Source organism: Salegentibacter maritimus, assembly GCF_016236975.1.
GTDB classification, from domain to species: domain Bacteria; phylum Bacteroidota; class Bacteroidia; order Flavobacteriales; family Flavobacteriaceae; genus Salegentibacter; species Salegentibacter maritimus.
The window spans coordinates 14845-34579 of record NZ_JAEHNY010000001.1; the positions used below are offsets into that span (position 1 = coordinate 14845).

Annotated in this window: 17 protein-coding genes; 4 read left to right on the top strand and 13 right to left on the bottom strand. The window is 33.3% G+C overall.

Going from position 1 to position 19735, the window contains the following annotated elements; translation table 11 throughout:
* Positions 1 to 127: 127 nt before the first annotated feature.
* The 3 genes from I6U50_RS00065 to I6U50_RS00075 all read left to right on the top strand — a co-directional run bounded on the left by I6U50_RS00065 (position 128) and on the right by I6U50_RS00075 (position 3878).
* Complete coding sequence (locus I6U50_RS00065; RefSeq protein ID WP_198628192.1) at positions 128 to 628, top strand: hypothetical protein; 501 nt, start codon at positions 128 to 130, stop codon at positions 626 to 628.
* Between the two features lie 786 nt (positions 629 to 1414).
* Positions 1415 to 2557 (top strand): heparin lyase I family protein, encoded by a 1143-nt coding sequence (locus tag I6U50_RS00070; protein ID WP_198637412.1) that lies wholly within the window; start codon positions 1415 to 1417, stop codon positions 2555 to 2557.
* Positions 2558 to 3023: 466 nt separating this feature from the next.
* The gene (locus I6U50_RS00075; protein WP_198637413.1) at positions 3024 to 3878 is read left to right on the top strand and encodes a polysaccharide lyase; all 855 of its coding nucleotides are present in this window, start codon (positions 3024 to 3026) and stop codon (positions 3876 to 3878) included.
* A gap of 39 nt (positions 3879 to 3917) precedes the next feature.
* Here the strand turns inward: I6U50_RS00075 and I6U50_RS00080 are convergent, their stop codons facing one another.
* The 7 genes from I6U50_RS00080 to I6U50_RS00110 all read right to left on the bottom strand — a co-directional run bounded on the left by I6U50_RS00080 (position 3918) and on the right by I6U50_RS00110 (position 9884).
* Positions 3918 to 4790, bottom strand: a complete 873-nt coding sequence (locus I6U50_RS00080) for a hypothetical protein (protein ID WP_198637414.1) — start codon at positions 4788 to 4790, stop codon at positions 3918 to 3920.
* A 6-nt stretch (positions 4791 to 4796) separates the two neighbouring features.
* A complete protein-coding gene (locus tag I6U50_RS00085; protein WP_198637415.1) occupies positions 4797 to 5804 on the bottom strand; it encodes a Gfo/Idh/MocA family protein in 1008 nt (335 codons plus the stop codon).
* Between the two features lie 30 nt (positions 5805 to 5834).
* Positions 5835 to 6314 carry a glycosyltransferase gene (locus I6U50_RS00090; RefSeq protein ID WP_198637416.1) on the bottom strand — a complete coding sequence of 160 codons (480 nt, stop codon included), beginning with the start codon at positions 6312 to 6314 and terminating at the stop codon, positions 5835 to 5837.
* A gap of 23 nt (positions 6315 to 6337) precedes the next feature.
* Positions 6338 to 6820 carry a PssD/Cps14F family polysaccharide biosynthesis glycosyltransferase gene (pssD, locus tag I6U50_RS00095; RefSeq protein WP_198637417.1) on the bottom strand — a complete coding sequence of 161 codons (483 nt, stop codon included), beginning with the start codon at positions 6818 to 6820 and terminating at the stop codon, positions 6338 to 6340.
* Positions 6821 to 6879: 59 nt separating this feature from the next.
* Positions 6880 to 7845 carry a glycosyltransferase family 4 protein gene (locus tag I6U50_RS00100; protein WP_198637418.1) on the bottom strand — a complete coding sequence of 322 codons (966 nt, stop codon included), beginning with the start codon at positions 7843 to 7845 and terminating at the stop codon, positions 6880 to 6882.
* 30 nt (positions 7846 to 7875) lie between these two features.
* On the bottom strand, positions 7876 to 8604 hold the full coding sequence (locus I6U50_RS00105; RefSeq protein ID WP_198637419.1) for a polysaccharide deacetylase family protein: 729 nt from the start codon (positions 8602 to 8604) through the stop codon (positions 7876 to 7878).
* Between the two features lie 203 nt (positions 8605 to 8807).
* Positions 8808 to 9884 (bottom strand): glycosyltransferase, encoded by a 1077-nt coding sequence (locus I6U50_RS00110; protein WP_198637420.1) that lies wholly within the window; start codon positions 9882 to 9884, stop codon positions 8808 to 8810.
* 248 nt (positions 9885 to 10132) lie between these two features.
* Between I6U50_RS00110 and I6U50_RS00115 the strand changes: the two genes are divergently transcribed.
* Positions 10133 to 11095: a beta-1,6-N-acetylglucosaminyltransferase gene (locus I6U50_RS00115; RefSeq protein ID WP_198637421.1), complete on the top strand. Its 963-nt coding sequence runs from the start codon at positions 10133 to 10135 to the stop codon at positions 11093 to 11095.
* 21 nt (positions 11096 to 11116) lie between these two features.
* On the opposite strand, the gene I6U50_RS00120 is transcribed toward I6U50_RS00115, so the two are convergent.
* The 6 genes from I6U50_RS00120 to I6U50_RS00145 all read right to left on the bottom strand — a co-directional run bounded on the left by I6U50_RS00120 (position 11117) and on the right by I6U50_RS00145 (position 19422).
* Complete coding sequence (locus I6U50_RS00120) at positions 11117 to 12166, bottom strand: glycosyltransferase family 2 protein (protein WP_198637422.1); 1050 nt, start codon at positions 12164 to 12166, stop codon at positions 11117 to 11119.
* Positions 12163 to 13410 carry a hypothetical protein gene (locus tag I6U50_RS00125; RefSeq protein WP_198637423.1) on the bottom strand — a complete coding sequence of 416 codons (1248 nt, stop codon included), beginning with the start codon at positions 13408 to 13410 and terminating at the stop codon, positions 12163 to 12165. The genes I6U50_RS00120 and I6U50_RS00125 overlap by 4 nt, the downstream gene beginning before the upstream one ends.
* The gene (locus I6U50_RS00130; RefSeq protein ID WP_193710583.1) at positions 13407 to 14810 is read right to left on the bottom strand and encodes an oligosaccharide flippase family protein; all 1404 of its coding nucleotides are present in this window, start codon (positions 14808 to 14810) and stop codon (positions 13407 to 13409) included. Before I6U50_RS00130 ends, I6U50_RS00125 begins: the two co-directional genes overlap by 4 nt.
* 84 nt (positions 14811 to 14894) lie before the next feature.
* Positions 14895 to 17207 (bottom strand): GumC family protein, encoded by a 2313-nt coding sequence (locus I6U50_RS00135; RefSeq protein WP_198637424.1) that lies wholly within the window; start codon positions 17205 to 17207, stop codon positions 14895 to 14897.
* A gap of 15 nt (positions 17208 to 17222) precedes the next feature.
* Positions 17223 to 17987: a polysaccharide biosynthesis/export family protein gene (locus tag I6U50_RS00140; RefSeq protein WP_232805842.1), complete on the bottom strand. Its 765-nt coding sequence runs from the start codon at positions 17985 to 17987 to the stop codon at positions 17223 to 17225.
* Between the two features lie 88 nt (positions 17988 to 18075).
* A complete protein-coding gene (locus I6U50_RS00145) occupies positions 18076 to 19422 on the bottom strand; it encodes an exopolysaccharide biosynthesis polyprenyl glycosylphosphotransferase (protein ID WP_198628207.1) in 1347 nt (448 codons plus the stop codon).
* Positions 19423 to 19735 lie beyond the last annotated feature (313 nt).

Below are 19735 nucleotides of genomic sequence, written 5' to 3' on the forward strand. Positions count from 1 at the left end.
TTTATTTACTAAAAACTAGATCTATTTTTCTATAAATAATTTGGAACTTTATCATTTAATTTTATAAAAAATCTTAATCTTGCACTTTTTTTCATATATTAAACCACTATAAAACAGATTAGTACCTATGCGAAACAACTCTTATCTGGTTAATGAGCCCGCTCCCAACTCATATTCATTTAAGGATCTAAATTCGGTTTTAGAAAATAAAAAAGAAGAAGAGCTCAAAAAGCCACACGAAAACAATAACAGTAAAAAATCAAACTTGTTTAGCGTTTTGATTTCTTTCTGGAATCGCCTGGTAGCTACACCCAAAAACTTTCCTCAAGCTGCCCATACAGAGATAAGTAGCATTCTAAAAACTGAAAAAAATATTGTAGCTGATAAAAAGATAAAACTCGTACTATCAAAAATATTAGACTTGCCCGTAGACTCAGAAAACCTATTAAAAGCTGTAGCAAACTCTAAGAAAATTTTTCATGAAGATTATCCCTTTGATTTTATATTGGAATATCAAAACAAAAGATTGGGGATGATGCTATTAGATGTATGCTATAACGAAAAGAATCAGGAAGAAATAGACTATAATTTTAATCCCGAATTAAAGAGCTTTAAAGGATTATTTTAATTGGCTAACAAAGTACATATAGTGCCTGCTAAGAAAGAAATTGGTTAATTAAGTCCATTCCATCTCAGGTTAACCCTTCAGCTCAATTACCGAATCTATTTTTGCTCAATTCCAACACAAAGCTTCAGACGTTAATTTCAAATAAATTTTTATTTTGTAGCCTACTTTCTCTCAACATTTTTTCGGCTATTGTCGATACATATTTTTTTTCTGTGGAAAATACTCACACTAAAGTCAAAAACTCTACACAATAATTATCCTTTGCGGCATTAAACACAAAACTTAGTAAATAAAATTATCCGCGTTATGCTTCTAAATTCAGCGGGTTTATTTCGTAATTATTAAGCTAAAATTTCCTGGCATAATATTGACTATATCTTTACATACCGAAGCATAAGTATTCTCTTACATATTTCATAAAAAATTGATTTATAGATGTTAACAGCATTTTTAAATGATTAAATCACTTGTTTTATCGGTTTTAATAATTAGTTTCGCGCAAAATTTTTCGCAAAAAAAATATAGTAAAATGTCCCTATCCCTACAAGTTTATGAAATGCTTAATTACCGTACTTTTTGTACCAATTTCTTATTGTGTAAAAATCAAATAGCACAAATCAAATAATCCAAAAATTAAAAACATACACAGTAATTAACATCATGGATGATAATTTTCAGTGCATATTAGAAAATGATACCATTGTTCTATTAGCCAATTATTCGTCTATTGATAAAGCAATACCTGTGTAAGATTAGAAACTATTAGTAATATTTAAATTATTTATAATGAAAAAACTTTTTTATGTCTTGTTACTTGCCATAGCTGCCTGTTCACCGGATAATGAAACCTTAGAAGAAACTACTGCCGAAGACTCTCTGGAGTCTATAGATTTAGAATCGGAACCACCTTTATATCAAGATTCTGGCAATTTAATTTATATAGAAAATTTTGAAAACCCCGATTTAAACAAGAATCCACAATCGGGTGATTTTTACCTTGAACACGCCGAAGACCATAGTTTTCAGCTAGAGGAAAATATTGTAAGAGAAGGTGCTAATTCAGGTAGATTTGAAATCAAAAAAAGTGATACTCAAATTTGGGGTGGTAACCGAACTGAGATGTCACAGGCACAAAGTACTACACAAAGTGAAGGTTGGTATGGCTTTTCACAGTTTTTCCCAACTAATTATACTTCTGATGCCTCTGGAGAAGTAATTGGACAATGGCATGTACAGGCAGATAAAGGGGAAGCTACCAACAGAAGCCCTTCCAATGCATTAATCGCTTCAGAAGGGAAATTAAAATGGATGTTAAGATGGGATGCCGATCGTATTATGGAAGATGGTTACTCAGACGGACTAATCTATATAGATCTTGGAGCCATACCTAAAGGCAAATGGATTGATTGGGTTGTACACATTAAATATTCACATACCAATACCGGTATATTGGAAGTATGGAAAGATGGCGAGAAAGTAATTGATAGGCAAAACATGCCAAATACTTATAATGATGAAAAATATCCTTATTTTAAATTTGGTGTCTATAAATGGTCTTGGGGAAATCTTTCAACACAAAGAACCATCTACTACGATGAGGTTAAAATAGGTAATAGATATAGTAGTTACGATGAGGTTGCAACTAGTACAAGTACAATAGACAATGGAATTAACATGATGGTAAACAGTTATACCGTTAATTGTGTTGCAGAAATGGAAGGCACCTGTTTACTTGTTCAGGAAGGTAATATGATTGGTACCGAAAACTGGGAGAATTTTTACTTTGTTGATGGTATTGAAGGTTTTAACTATGAGCCCGGTTTTGTATATGGTCTTAAAGTGAAAAAAACAGAAATAAAAAACCCTCCGGCCGGTGGTTCTTCTATTAGATACGAGCTGGTGGAAATCGTTTCTAAAGAAGCAAAATAGCTATTTGGTAAATAATATATTTGGTAACTAAGAACCGGTACTGTTCACGTGCCGGTTCCTACCAATTTAAATTCCCACATAAGCTTTCTAAATAGCAAATCAACAATAACATAGGTTTAGCCATTTCTTTCCTAAATTTTACTCGCTTCAACGAATCACAAAGCACTGACTATCAGTTAAGTCATTTATTTTTTTAGTATCTTACTTATAGATTTGAAATTATATAATTGATTATAGACAGCTTTAGCCTCAAAGCTCAAAATTTTCTATAACTGATTAAAAACCGGTAATGTAGATGCAGTTAGAATGGGCTAATGCCTATTTCATAGCAGAAGAACTCCATTTATTATAGGCTTCTCATTAGAAAAATGTTAGCAAGCCAACGAGCGGTATTAAATGATTTCATTTCGATTTTGAGATAAGTCTGTGTGTATTATCACGATTATCGGGTACTATCTATGTTGTCATGAAATACATTTGCTATTTATTACTTTTTTCGGTCTTTGTTTTTTTACAGGGATATCAGTTTAGCATTGGTAAAAAGCAAACGCTTACTTTTTTCCCTCCCCTACCTATAGATCAAATTTCCTCAAATTTAATTTTAGAGGAAAGTTTTGAAAATATTGTCCTGGAAACAAATCCACAGGCGGGAAATTTTTACCTGGAATATGCCAAAAATCATAGTTTTCAGCTTGAAAAAGATATTGTAAGGAAAGGTGCTACTGCCGGTAGATTTGAAATCAGAAAAAATGATCCTCAAATTTGGGGTGGTCATAGATCAGAAATGTCCCAGGCTCAAAGTACAACAAAGAAAGAGGGCTGGTATGGTTTTTCACAATTTTTCCCAACTAGCTATACTACTGATGCTACCGGGGAAATTATTGCACAATGGCATGTTCAAGCCGATGAAGGAGAAGCTACCAACAGAAGCCCTTCCAATGCATTAATCGCTTCCGAAGGTAAATTAAAATGGATGTTAAGATGGGATACCGATCGTATTATGGAGAATGGACATTCAGACGGACTTATCTATATAGATATGGGAACTATACCTAAAGATAAATGGGTTGATTGGGTAGTGCATATTAAATACTCCCATACCAATACCGGAGTATTGGAGGTGTGGAAAGATGGTAAAAAAGTAATTGACAGACAAAATATGCCGAATACTTATAACGATGAAAAATACCCTTATTTTAAATTTGGTATTTATAAATGGGAATGGACACCAACCTCTTCCCAAAAGGTAATCTATTATGATGAGGTGCGTATAGGAAATGAAAATAGCAGCTACGATGAAGTAAAGCCGGGAGCCAATTAATTGGCAAGGGTTATGCCCTTGTTCTACTAACTTTCTTATCTAAAAATTTACTTTCCGGCTGTCAAAATGATGAATTGTAGCTACCGTATTTTCAATATTTGCTTTGGAAGATGCTCCAAAAAGAATGGCCTCAATATTAGGTAATTTACAAACATACTCTAAGGCTTCTTTGGGTGGGATTGCCCCACCACCTAAGACTTGCATGGCAATGGCCCTAAATTTTCGAGTTTTAAGTGTTTCTTCGTATAAACCTTTTCCTCCACTCATTCTAAAATTAAGCTTATTCATGGAAAAACAAATAATAGGATTTGTTATTCCGGCGGTTTCAAGCATAGTTAGCAACCTGGGCATATTCATAGTGATAAATCCGGGCTCTGCATCGTATTTTTTCAAGATATAATCGTAAAAACCTTTCAACACCTCAACCATTCCCAACCCTAAGAGTAGATCGGTGATTACGTTTTGCAGAAAAATAACCGGGGTATTAATTCCTTTAAACATTTTCATTTCGGCATCGATAAGCAGCTCCATAATTTTTAGAAAATCTTTTGACACAAATGCCATTCCTCCTTTAAATAGGGTACCAAAGAAATTTCCGGGAACATATTGCTTAATAGTGCCTTGAATCCCCAATTCGGTTACGGCATTGGCATATTTATGGGCATAAGGCATACAAGGATAAATTTTAAAGTTTTCATATTTCCCGGGATTAGCCCTAATTATATCACAAATAGTGGCTATCCTATCATGAGTTGTACACATAAAGGTATTGAGACCCGATGCCCTGGCAGTATCTATAGTATTTATAATAGCTTCATCGGTTTTAAATTTTATAGATTGCGCCATAGATTTGGCATCAGAAATATGACTTACCGCAAAAAACTGATTGTCTCCGTATAATATTCTATCCATCCTATTTTAGTTTTGATTCCTTATTATTGAAATAGCCCTATCGGTAAGCCAGGCACTTTGAAAGTTATTTACATTATTAGGAACCGTTCCCTTTACGGCTTTTATAAAATAATCGACCTGTGCCGAATATTCTTCTCCTCTGAGGTAAAAATTTACCGGCTCGGTTAAATCGGTTACATATTTTACATTCCAACCTTTAGAGTAGCCTGTAGGGCATTGATTTTCTTTAAAATAGACTTTTAGTTCGTTGGCATCAGATATTATTTTTCCTTTATTGCCATTTATGGTAATTGAAGTAGACATTTTTCTGTAAGTTTCGTCGCTCCAGTTTACAGAAAGTACTCCGGTGGTTTTATTGGAAAGCTCCAATATAGCATAGACGGCATCCTCTACTTTTTTAGAGTAAACAGATTTTAGAATACTTCCTTTACAGGCTGTTACAGGCGATAGAATATCGTTAATTAGGTCTATTACGTGAGAGGCATAATCCATTAGGCAGCCTCCGCCTTCGGTTGGACTAGAACGCCAGGTTCCTTCTTTCTTCTTTGTAACCACCGGCCCATAGGCCTCACCCAGAAAATGGTTAATTTCTCCTATGGCACCATTTTCTACCAATTTCTTGACTTCTTTAAAAGTGCCTATAAATTTATTGTGATAACCTACCTGGTTTACTACATTTTTCTTCGATGCCAGGCTAGCTAGCTCCAGTCCTTGTTCCGAACTTAAGCAGAAAGGTTTTTCAACAAAAACATGAATGTTTCTGGCTAAAAGTTCCTTCACAAAATCAAAATGAAATTTGGTAGGTGTAGCTACAAAAACTGCATCGGGTTTTTCCTCTTCCAGCATTAGTTGATAGTCTGTATAACAGCTGAAGCTACTATATTTCTCCAATGCACTAAGCACAAGTTTAGAAGTTTCACATACCCCAACCACCTCTACATCTGGATGAGCACCTAAAATTGATAAATGAGAGATGCCCATTTTTCCCGCACCTATTAAGCCGACTTTTATCATAAGGTTCTAATTATTTAAGGTTATAAATCTTTACAAAGAATCGATATATTCTTCTAAATGATCTATTATATTTTGCTTCGTGGAAACGTAGGTTGTTGGCTCAAAAGCATCTACTTTGGGGAGTATGTCCTCCAAAGCAATATCTTCGGTCCAGGGTAAGATATAATTCTGTTTAGCAAACTCTTGTAGTATCTCTTCCTGATGGTTATCTACCACTTCTTTATATTTTGCCAGTCTGGGAATAGCAATTATCTTTTTTTGCAGCTTCATTCCTTTAATTAAAGATCCTGTACCGGCCTGTGTAATTACAAGTCGGGCTTGTTTATAGAGTTCGGTCAACTCATCGGGGGCAATAAAAGGTCGCATGTCTAAATAGTTCGAATCAAACCGGGTATGCCCGCTTTGTACAATTACCTTTTCGTTTATAATGCCATCTCTACAAAGCCTGTCTATTTCAACAAGTGGCCGTTTAAAAGCAGTTGGAAAAGTGCCTAATAGTACAAGTATCATAGTAAAAATGTTAGTCTGAATAATTAATATATCCCTCCAAGATAGATGGCTTTCTTATAAAATTTCTGTACTCCCGGCCATTGAACTATAAATTTATTGGCTATCGGATAAATTATATCTGCCGAAAAAGCCCTTGAATTTATTCTGGCGTAGCTAAGAATCCAAATAATCTTAGCTCCTACCAATTTCCCTAAAAAACACATGGGAATGGCTGTATGACTTCCGGTTGTAATAATAACTTTAGGATAATGTTGCATTAAAATTTTTAGGGAGAGAAAAGTATTTACAAGTAAACTAAAAATAAAAGATAGATTTCTTTTTTGTCCCTTGGACCTGCCTTTTAAGTATCTAATATTATACTTTTCTTTTAATGGAATTGTAGCCTGGGATTTTTCTGTAACAATTAGGTAATTGTAGTTTAAAAACATATCCCTTAACTCTAAAATTTGGGCAAGATGTCCCCCATCAGAACAAATAAGTATAATTTTTTTCTTTTTATCTCCCATAATTTCAAGTTTTTACTGGAAAATTCGTTTTAAAAAGCCCTGGTTTGCCGCAAGCTGATTTATTGAACCAAAAGGCTTTGGTAGACCTCATAAATACTAGAACAAACTTTTTCTTGATCTAAAGCCAACTGTGTTATCTTTTCACTACCATTAGTAAACCTGTCTTTGGGAGCTAATTTTAGTATTTCACATACTTTTTCTGCCAGCAGGCAAGCATCAAAAGAATCTACTACGGCACAGTTTTTTACTCCATTTAATAAATTTGCTACATCCCCTACCCTGGTGGTAACAATGGGTACACCACAAACCATAGCTTCTTTAACAATTTGGGGAGAGCCTTCACTAAAGGAGGTCATTAAGAGACAGTCTAATCGGCTTAAATTTTGAGCCATTTCTACTCTACTGAAATTGGCAAATTCTAAAGTTTCTATTTGAAATCCCTTTTCAAGCAAAATATTGACCACGGCTTTAAACAAAGGGTAATTTTTCACTTCCCTGTTTCTATCTGAAGGGAATCCAATTACTAGTTTTTTGTTCTTTAAGTTATTGCGTGTTACTTTAAATATTTCTGTATTTATTCCGCAGGGAATTTTAACCGATTTATTTTGATATTTCCCGAGTTTAGAGGCCATTTTATCATTTAGAATAATAATCTTATCGGCCCTGGCAGCAACCATTTGGCTAATTTTCTGCATTAATCCCTCCCTTTTTTTAAATGAAATTATATCGCTACCATGAAAGGTTACAATTACAGGTACTTTAATTAAAGGATTTAGTAGTAAGAAAATCCCGGCCAGGCCAAAATGTATATGGATAAGATCGAAATTACCTTTAGAAATAACATTCTTAATTTTAAAAATACTGCTGAAATAATTTAAATATTTGTGCCGGGAACGATTAATAACAAACAGTTTATAGTTGATACCATATACTTTATGACAATACTCAACCTGTTCTTTGATGAACACTCCTTCAAAAGGTGTAGCTTCTGAAGGATACATATTGGTTACATATAGAACATTCATAAACTTCTACAGAATGGTATTTTATAATTATTAATCTTTAAAAAACCGCTGCCATACCCCCATCATTCGGCAAATAGCTTCAGCTTTAGATATTCCTTCATAAATGCAGAATCGCGGTAGTTCATAAATTTTCTGAAGCTTTTCTTTAGTAAGGTATTCAGGCTTTGTAGTATATGCTGAAGAAAAATTCAACTTTTGTAAATAATTGATTTCCCTTTCGGAATAATCTCCGTTGGGGTAAGCGAAAGAAACAACCTTTCTGTTCAACCATTCTTCAATTTGAAACTTAGAATTCTTAATCTCCCTGAAAGACTCCCCATCTTCACAATTTATAAGAATAGGATGATGAACCGTGTGGGCACCTATATTTATATACCTGGATTGCGATGCCTTTTTTAGTTGCGATAAATCTAAAGCCTGCCTTTCTAAACTAATTCTCTTTTTTATGTTGGTTACTACCCTTTCTCGTTCCTTATTTGAAACCTGCTTTAACTTTTTGACGGAAGGAAAATCCATTCCTAAATCCCGGGCTTTTGTAATATATGGCCACCAATAATTCCCATGTTCAATAGCATCTGTAGCTACAAAAATTGTAATGGGCACCTGGTGTTTTTGAGCTATTTCAATAACATTTTTTTCATTGCTTAACCAGCCATCATCTACAGTTATAACCACTCCCCCCTTCGGAAAGGATTTCTCGTTATTTGCAATGGCCAAAATATCTTTTTCAGATAGAAAAATAAATTTGTTTTTTTTCAACCATTTAATGCAAAACTCAAATAGGGAGGCATCAGGTGCATGAAAGTAAATCGAAATTATAAAATCCCCACGAAGCGCCTTGTTTTTAAGCCTTTTTGAAAGCCCCAAAAAAATAAACAACCTCGAAATGATAGAGGCGTAAAAATTTTTAATATTATTTCTCAAAAGGTCTATAATTATCTGTTACTTTCTTCTTAAGAATGCTAATTGGCAAGCTTTCTCACCAAAGGAATAAAATGATTTTTCACGGCATTCTCCCAGGTATTGTTGGAATATGCTTTTATAATTCTTTCACTACAAAACTCCTTTTTTTTCTCCTGAAGCTTTATAATTCCTTCACAAAACGAATTTGGCGTATCCTTAACAATAACTCCAGACCAGGGTCTAATAATTTTCTTATTTTCAAAAGTCGCGGTTGCGATTACGGGCAAACCGGAAATTAAATATTCAAAAGTTTTGGTGGGGGTTTGATATTCGTAATATGGCAATATGGGCACATAAGACACACCTATGTTTGCATTCTCAAAATAAGGTTTTAAATCTTTTTGAGGTATATACCCCAGTATACTTATATAAGGTGAAAGCTTGTAAGACTCTACATAAGCCTTTAGTTCTTCTAATTCGTTATTTGGCCCGTCCCCAATAATTTCAAACTTAATACTATCATTCTTATAACCTATTTTCTCCAGGAATTTGTGGAAACCTTTCACGCAGTCTATCATATTTCTATTATCAAAAGTGCCCACGTATAATAGTTTTAAGCTATCAAAAGACTTATGATTTGTATTGAAGACTGCCCCACCCAGCGGAAGTATCTCATATTTGTTTCTATTTAAAAGTTTGCCGAGCCCACTATTAATCACTGCTACATTTTTAAAGAAAGAGGTTTCAAATTTTAGCATAAGATCATAGACATATCTTTTGCTGGCATTTGGCATCACGCCAAAAGTATCTACATACATTAAAACCTTAGCTCCCGGATTTAGAAGTTTCACCAAAGAAATTCCTCTTACATAAGTTGTTAGCACAAGGTTATATCCCAGCGAAATCTCTTTATAAAAAGCCTTTAAAAGTTTAAAATTTCTTTTTAACAGGTTGCCCTTTCTGCTTACATATTTCACTTTAACAAGAGATAATTCTATTTTTGGTAATTTGTAATCCCAACCTACATAGGTTATATCAAAATCATGCCTAGCATATTCACAATATTTATAGGTTGTTGTAGAATAACCAAACTGCGCAGACCCCAGTATAAGTATTTTTTTCTTTTCCTTTTTCAAATTAAAAGTGCCTTAGTATTAGCCGAAATTCACCAACCGTATCTATTTCTAACATGTTTAATTCAATGTTCAGGTATCTATAGAATTATACAAAAACCTTAAATAAGGAAATCATATCTTATTATTAATCAGAGAAATAATTTGAGATACCCCCCTTTTTTTATAAATTTAAATAGCTTACCAAAGCGCCTACTTAAGTGAAAAGAAGTAATTAAATAATAAAACCTATTGCCTTTAGAGTAATACCCATGAACATAAGCTACCTAATTCTCGCTCACAAAAATCCATCTCAATTTCATAGAATGGTAAAAAAACTAGATGCAGAAAATGTTTATTTTTTTGTTCATATAGACAAAACTGCAGATGATGTTCCTTTTAAACAGGCATTTATAAATTATAAAAATGTTTTCTTCATCGAAGAAGAAAAGAGAATGATAACGCCCTGGTCCAGTATTGGGATCTGTAAAGTCACACTTCTTCTTCTTAATAAGGTAATTAAAAAATTTACTTCCAACACTTATTGTGTGCTTCTATCTGGGCAGGATTATCCACTTAATAATAATAAACACATCTATAATTTTTATCAATCAAATTATGGTAATAATTACATTGTAGCGGAAGAGATTAAAGATATTTGGCCGGAATGGGCAAATAGATTTGAAAGATATAATTTCCACCTTCCCAATAAACGTTTAAATAGAGGTATCTTTCCTATTTTCGACTCCAGGTTCTTAACACTTCGTAATTTTAAACACATATTTTATCTACTAAGAAACCTTGGTTTTACAACTACAGTTAATACAGTATTTAAGCCTAAAAGAATTCACCCAAATTACCTGGAACCTAAAGGCGGTGACACCTGGTGGGCCCTCCCCGTGGAAACAGTTATTGAAATAATTAATTATTTAAAGAAAAACCCAGACCTTTTAGAGTACCATGCTTATACCCATGTTCCCGATGAAACTTTATTTGCGAGTATTGTAAATAAACTAAAAGAAAAAGAGCAAATAAAAACTACAAATACCTATACTAACTGGCTTAGAAATGATGTTGAACTACCGGTAACTTTTAAAGAAAATGATTTTGAAGAATTAAAACAAGCCAGTAAAAATTATCTATTTGCAAGAAAATTTGATGTTGCACAGGATAGTGCTATTCTCAACAAATTAGATCAGTATATCAATCATCAAAAAACTAATATTTCCTCTTAAATGAAACTTTCCATAAGCTTTTCATGTTAATTTAAATTCAAATTTATCATATTTCAAAACACATCTAAGGGCTAGCTTAGAACAGGCTATTGGTTTTATAGACCAGCAATTTTTTCGTGATTTTTTAACAAAGAAGGATAAGGTCTTTAAACCAAAACCAGAAGCTTTTTTAGATAAAAAGAAAAATTGCTCGGCCACAATATCATTAAATACCTGAGTATCATATACCATTTTTTGATGGTTTGCAAGTTGTAAGTTTTCTAACCACGAACAACATTCCTGAAAACGAGAAAACTTAGAGAACATTTTTCTTGAACAAATAGCATGATGTAAACGCAATTCATTTTCGGAAGCACGAATATCCAAATTTACCAAAGCCTTCTTATAAACTGTTTTTAAAATATGAAAAGTTTGTTCTTCTCTATCTTCAAAGGATTTCATAATACTGGTTTCAGAATCGCGATAATGATATAGAACTTCCTGGATATTAGAAAACTTTAAATATTGAGAGCAATTAAAAATAAAATCGTAATCCTCACTTATTTGAAGCCCCTCATCATATTTTAAATTGTACTTTTTTATTTCCGATAACCTTAGCATTGCGGTTGCATTTGGAACACTGGCCGGTTTAAATAGAAGTGATGCTTTTATCTTTTCAGAACTTTTAAAAGCCTTTGTTACATAATACGTTTTAGAGTCTTTAAACCTGGAAAGCCAGGTACCACAGCCGCCAAAATCTAAGTTATTTTGTAGAAAATTCAGTTGTTTTTCAAATCGGGTAGGTTCGTTAAGATCATCACTATCTGTCCAGGCAATAAATTCGCCCCTGGCCTGCTGCAAAGCAAGATTTCTACAGTGGGCTACCCCTCTGTTTTCTTCAAGATTAATCAATCTAATACGTGCGTCTTTATATGAAGAAACTACGCTATGGGTATCATCTAAAGAGCCATCATTAATTATTAGCAATTCAAAATCCCTGAATGTTTGATTAAGCACACTTTCTATAGCTTCACCAATATATCTTTCGGCATTATAGGTTGGCATTGCTACTGTTAAAACCGGATTTTTCATTTGGAAATCATCATTTCACGATCTATCTCTTTAGCTGGCTCTGGCTCTTGTGATTTATCATTTCCCTGCCCTAAATAAACGGCCTGGTACATATATAGCACGTAAACCGTAATTATTAAATAGTGATAGTGGTAAGTAGTATACCAGGTTAAACTGGTTAAAAGCATAAACCACAAATAGTATTTTAAGTATTGAAAATTTTCCGGAAGCGGAATTATAAAGCTTTTTATAAAAATAAGTAAGTATGCTATAATGGCGAGTACACCAAACATAACATAGACTGCTATAATACCTACATCAGATAAAAAATATTCCTGTGTTACCCCTAAACTGTCTACATACAGGCCAAAATTTGAAACTCCAAAATACGGCACCCCATTTCCCAAAATTTGAGTGCTTAAATTCGGAGAGAAATCGGTTAAAAAAAATTCTCCCGCCAAAACACGAATATAATTTGAACCTAAATTAGCATCATTACGGGTAGAGTCTATTAATCCATCAATAATTGGATGGTTTACATATTGTAGAAAAATTATAATGCTAACCAAAGAAGCAAATACCACTAATTTCTTCCAAATTCTAATACTTCTTATTACGTGATATAGATAAATTAAAAGTATTCCTACTATAAATTGCCGTGTTACCTGCATTACCGGGATAACAATTCCGGCAATTGCTAAAAGCAGCCAAAACCACCTGTTTTTATCCTGGGAGGTTAATTTATTAATCGCAATAAAACTGGTTAAAACAAACACACCGCCTCCCGGAAATATAATTCTTGTAATTCCGCGAGAAACTAAAAATTCATCTCCCCACAGCGGTTTTCCAAAATAAACGGTGCCACTGGTTACAAACTCGAATACGTATAAAAGGATGTACAGTGAACCATAAAATACAATTATTTTTTCTAGAATATTTACAGGAAATTGAATATGCCATAAATAAAAAAAAATAAATACAATTAAATATGGTGCTACTGCTATTAGACTATCCAACAAGCTTTGATCCCAATATAAGCCCGCCATTATTATAGAAATAAACATAGCTATAAGCAATAACTGCACAGGAAAAACAAATCCTTTATTAGGCGGTAATACATAGGGAACAGAAATAAAAACTGTAACTATAAGGGTTAAAAACAATAAATAATTAAGAAGACTATTATCTAAAAAACGTGCATCAAAAAATTTTAATGAAATAATAATCAGCAGGAAAACAAAAGCTATTTCAAAATGTCTTTTCATTTAACAAATAAAGGCTTATAGATTTTAAAAGAATATGGAAGCAATAAGCTTAAAATAGTAAAGCATATTATTAATTTATAGAATAAAGATATCCCTGAAGCTAGATAGTATGATATTACAAATAAACTTATAGCGAGTAACCAAATTCTAAGGTCGTACTTAATCTTTATATTTAAAGATTTTTTAAATGTGAGCCATACATAAATTAAACAGGCACCGTAAGAAACTACATAGCCATAAGAAATTCCAAGCGCACCATATTTACTACTAAAAAAGAGTACGGGAGTACATACTAGAAAGTAAACAATACTAAATCTTAAAATAAGCTTTTCTTTATTTGCTGCTCCCAGTACTACGCCTACCATACTATCTACCGATGTAAAAAATAAATACCACACCTGCATTTGGCAGACTTTAATTGCGGGTAAGTATCCATCAGGAAATAATAATATCACTATTTCTTTAGAGAAAAGGGTAAATATGAAGCAAATAAGCATAGAGGCAATCATATACACCCCAAAACCAATAGATAAATACTTATAGAATCTAGACCTGTTATTACTCCACATGGCCGATAAATTTGGAAATATAGCACTTAGAGACATTCCCACTACCAGTGATATAGGGCCTAACAATCTTTCAGATAAATTAAAATATCCAATTTCGTTATTGGTAGAATTTATATCTAAAAAATTGTTGGCAAGACTGGTTAAAGGCAATAGAATAAGAATCATCGCAAAATACGGCCAACTTTCCTTAATTATTTGCTTAGCAGAAACCCTAAAGTTCTGAACCTTGCCTTTAAATAACTTATAATATTTAATAAAAGCTAAGTAAAGAATAGCCTTTACCAGTGTTATTGAAATATAAAGCAAAAAAATGAAGCTAATACTTATGCCTTCGTCGAGAATAAAAAATACAATTACAAACCAAATAAGGCTATAGGTTAGATTAATAACCGCAGAAGGCAGCATTTTTTGATTTCCATGAAAGATTAATTCAAATAAATTTGCAAAGCAACCAAACAGCGAGAAAACAAAAATTAAAAACAGGTTATTAAACGATAAACTTCCGAAGTAATAATTATAAATGTAGTAAATAAACGATAGAGCCATTATGGCCAGTACCCTTAGAATTGCCCCATTAACCAATAAATCATTAGTATGTGATGAATCTCTGGCAATGGTTCTTATTACAATATTTCTATTTCCTAAATCCCCAATTCTTAATAACAGCATTCCCTGAGCTATAAGAAAAGTAAACAGGCCATAATCATCAGGATTTAAAATACTGGTAATTTTAAGTACCGTAACCAAACTTATAAGTTGAGCTATAATAGTACCTATGGTTAGGTAGGAGAAATTTTTAAATACTATATTACCCAGGATTTTTTTTATCATACGAGAAACCAAAATCAAAATTCTGGCTATTATTCTTTATAGTTCTGGTTAATTAGAAGTATCCATAAAATCATATTGCTTTCGCTATTGTTTAGCATAAGAAGCCATTCTATGTTTTAAATCATAACCATAGCCATAATCGGTTTCAATCATTCCTCTATTTTTTAGACCATTAAAAACTATAGAAACATTTTTAAGGGCCTGTATGCCTGCAGATTCGTCCAGCCTTTTAAGAGATTCTTTTGAAGTATAGCCGTGCCTTATAACCAATAAGGTTTTTTCGCAAAACTCTGCTATAAGGTTTACTTCGGCCAAAATATTTACAGGAGCAGTATCTATAATAACATATTCGAAATCATTCGACAGTGTATCCACTAAAGAAGCCAGGTTTCCGTTTAGGAGAATTTCAGTATAATCATCTGCTTTGGCTCCGGTACCAATTACAAAAAGGTTGGGGTTAACCTTAGAGGGATGAATAATATTTTTATAAGTTTCTTCACCTTTTAAGTAACCAATAATTCCGCTAGAATTAGATACATCAAATAATTCTGATGTATGATGTTTTCTGAAATCCATATCAACAAGCGCTACCCGCCTTCCGGTTTGGGCCAGGCTAAAAGCCAAATTAGAACTCACAAAACTCTTCCCTTCCCCAGAAATTCCAGAGGTTACCAATATTCTCTTATCATGGATATCCTGACGGTATAAGCCCAGCCGCGCACCCAACTGCCTAAACTGTTCTATTAGCACAAACTCCTTTGGTTTTGTAAATTTCTTCGCCTTTGAATTTTTAGCGTGAAACAGTTCTGCAATCACCGGTATTTTGGTGTGATCCTCAATATCTGATCTATACAAAACTTTGCCGCTAAGAATTTCTTTTCCAACCACATACCCACTACCTGCTCCCACAGCAAGAAACATCGCAATTAAATAGGCGAAAAGTGGCTTAGGGCTTACCGGTTTTATAGAAGCCTCAGCTTTATCAATCATCGCACTATTTTCATTTGTTGGCACATTGGCCAGGGCTGCTTCTTCTCTCTTTTGCAGAAGATAAGAGAACAAATTATTCTTAATTGTTTTTCGTCTGTTTATTTCCAAAAGGGTTCTTTCCTTTCCCGGAATATTCCTCAAAGTAGAGTTAAACCTTATATTGTTAGAATTTAAACTACTTAGCCTTGACTCTAAATTCTGTCTTTGACTTTTTACGTTTTCTAATATACTGGGCCTTATTTTAGATATTTGATTAGAAATAGAAATTAAAATCGGATTATTCTCCCCAGTTGTTTTCTTTAATCTTTCATATTCTACTTCAAGGTCATACAGCTTCTCGATAAGCTGCGATAATATGGGATCGCTAATTCCAAGTGTAGAAGGAACCATTCCCCCGGCGCTACCTTTCGAGATTACATAGTTTTCAACATTATTTAATACCGCCAACTGAAGCTCGAGTTCAGAAATTTGCTTATCGTTCTCACCAACATCTTCAAGGTATAACCTACCTTGCTCACTCAAATCTATTACCCCCTGGTTCGATTTATATTCCTGTATTTTATACTCAAGCTCGGCTAAATCTTCTTCTACATTTTCTATTCTTTCATCTATAAAAGTCATTGTATTTAACGCAAGTTCATTCTGGTCCTGAACAATCTTTTGATTATACTGCCAAATTAATTGATTAAGAATATCTTCGGCTTTTTCTGGCACCTGATCCTTTATGCTTAAATTAACTACCGATGAAAGCTTATTGGAAGTACTTATATCTAATTCATCAATTAAACCTGCAGTAATTATTTTAGGATTCAATAAATAAAAAAACAAAGGGTCTTGTGCTGTTTTATTGACGTTTTCATTCCTGGTAAACATAATACTATGCCCACCAGAAATATTTAACCAAGTATTCAAACTATACTCCTTTCCTAAATAAATAACCTTTTCTTTCTTAATGTTATATTCAAAAAAATGCTTTTCAGGTTCTTCATCTGCAAAGCCTATCTTCCCAGGGTTTTCAACAATCACTTTAATTGGGCTCGAAGTGTAAGCCGATTTCGTTTTAATTCCGGCATCTTCATAAATAGGTGCATAAAGCCCCAGGTTTTTCACTACGCCTTTCATTAAATCCCTGGACTTTAAAACTTCAATTTCATTCTCAACAATCTTTTTGGAATCAAAAGGATTTATACTTTCCATTATTTTAGAATCATCTACCCCTTTCTTTTCGTCCTTAATCATAATGGAAGCAGATGCCTCATAAACCGGAGTGGTATATTTTAAATATCCCCAGGCTGCGGCAATACAAACCACAATGAGTACCAGGAATAAAGGCCAAAAAGGAAAAAATGTTTTTATGATGTACCTGAAAAGATTATCCTCTTTTCCTGTTTTAGAATTGTATTTCATGGCTTTGCTATTTAATTATAGGAACCTGTCAAAAGCAATGACAGCGAGGGAGAGGGTACTAATGATAATAGGTAACCATTGATTGATTCTACTTGTAGAAGCGACCTTAGATTTGTTAGCTTCCACATAAATAATATCATTAGATTTAAGATGATAATATGGCGATGTAAATATTTCTTCCGAAGTTAAGTCAAGCCGGACTAACTTTTTTACATTTCCTTCTTCCCGTATTAGCAAAATATTGTCGCGTTTTGCATAAACGGTAAGATCTCCGGCAAGTCCCAATGCTTCTAGTAAGGTTACTTTTTCGCTAGGAATAGTCACAACCGAAGGATTTTTTACTTCACCCAATACTGAAACCCGGTAATTTAGGTACCTAACGTCTACTATTGGTTCTAATAAAAGTTTTCGGTCTATTAATTCTTCTGTTATTTCTTCCCGTAATTGCTGTTTTGTTTTTCCTGCTGCTTTTAGGCTACCCAAAATTGGAAACCTAATAAATCCCTCGTGGTCTACCAGGTAACCTGAAGCCTGAGTAGTAGTTCCTGTAGCTGTTGAAGTTTGCGTTACCGAAACATTAGATGCATTAAAAACTTCGGTAGCTTCAGGGTTTAAACTACTAACCGAGATACTAAGCAAATCGTTTTCCTGAATTACAGGTTCCATATTTTCAAATCTAGACCTGAATTCGGTATCGGGAATATCATTAAAATAGGTGGCTTTCTTAACATTCACGCAAGAGCTTAGTGAAATTATGGAGATAAAGATTAATATCTTCAATTGAAAGCTTTTTTTAGGGACAAGCGCTAAGGGTGGAGTTGAATTTTTCATAGGAGGTGACTAATTTTATAAAAAGGATTGCTAACATTTAATAAGCTTTTTCTTCGCCGTAAAAACAATTATAAATAGTTTGGTAAATAATTTTCAGGTCTAATAATGCCGTCCATTTTTCCAGGTAAAAAATATCCATTCGGGTTCTATTAATAATATCTGATTTTCTTATAATTTCGCCCCGATATCCCCTTACCTGGGCTAAGCCGGTTATACCGGGTTTTGCAAAATGCCTTACCAGGTATTTATCTACATTATGCTCGTACTCTATGGTATGAAGCTCCATATGGGGCCTGGGACCAACCACACTCATATCGCCAAGAAACACGTTTATAAATTGTGGTAATTCGTCTATGCTGGTCTTTCTCAGAAATTTTCCAATTTTAGTTACTCTTAAATCATTACGTGTACACATTTTACTATTAGCCTCAGTATTTACGGCCATAGACCTAAACTTATAGCACCAAAAAATCTTTTTGTCTTTCCCGTGACGTAATTGCTTAAAGATAACCGGCCCTTTAGACTCAAAAAGGTTTAGTATAAAAAGCAGTGGTATTAACCACGAAAGAATACATATAATTACAAAAGATGAAAAGACTATATCAAAAATGCGCTTACCATATTTTGCATAGTTTTTTTCAAGTGGGGATTTTCTTAAATTAAGAATGGGCAAGTTTTCAAAAATTTCAAATTCCATAGAACTTGAATAAACCCCTTTATTATCTGGAATTAATTTTAATTTAGCTAAGTGATTGTCTGAAAACGCTCTAATTCTAAGCAATTCTTCTTTAGAAAATCGGCTAACTGAACAATAAATCTCATCTACCTCCTGATTTATTATAAAACGAAAACAATCTTCAAAACTACCAAGATAATTACCTACAGCCCGCTTTTCTTTTTTATTGTGGAAATACCCCAGGTATCTATACCCATAATCCGGATCATTAAAAATATTCTCAAGCCGAGTTAAATTCGAGTCATTTCCTAGAATTATCACTTTCAAGGAGTTACCACCACCCTGACGATAGAATTTTCTAATCTCAAAAAAGAACCACCTGTAAAACAACAGGAAAAACAACAACGACAATAAAACTAAAATTTGTTTTTTCGGATCAAAGTCAATCTTTAGGAAAGCTAATACACTAAAGTAAGAAAGCACAAAAACAAAAAAGTGCCGTAAAAACTTGTGAAATTTATGTCTAAATTTCTCTTTTCTATCAATGCTGTAAAAATTTAGCCCAACACCTATTAACAACCAGGAAATATTGATACTTATAGCCAAGGTTTCGGTATAAGTTTCGGGTGTTAGAAAATACAAACTCAGATTGATAATCATTAAATGAATAACAACTGATAATGGAATAATAAAATAAGACCCCTTCACAATTTTAATATTAGATTAATAGTGTAATTGTTTAGATGAAGAACATTTTGTAAAATGCTCAAAATTCATCTATTGCGGGGGGTGGTAAGAGTATTTTAAATCTTCAAAATTTATCATGACTTCGTCACAGTGAGTCCCATTTATAATGATACCGGGGGTTCACTTTAATTCTGAAATAATAAGTTCAATTTTAGATAAAATAGAAAATGGGGACTTCTATATTTTATACGTTAGCATAGCTTTATTGCTATTCTATTGGGATAGTAAATTTTATTTTTTTAAAATTAAGGGTAGCTGGGGGGGGAAAATAGGA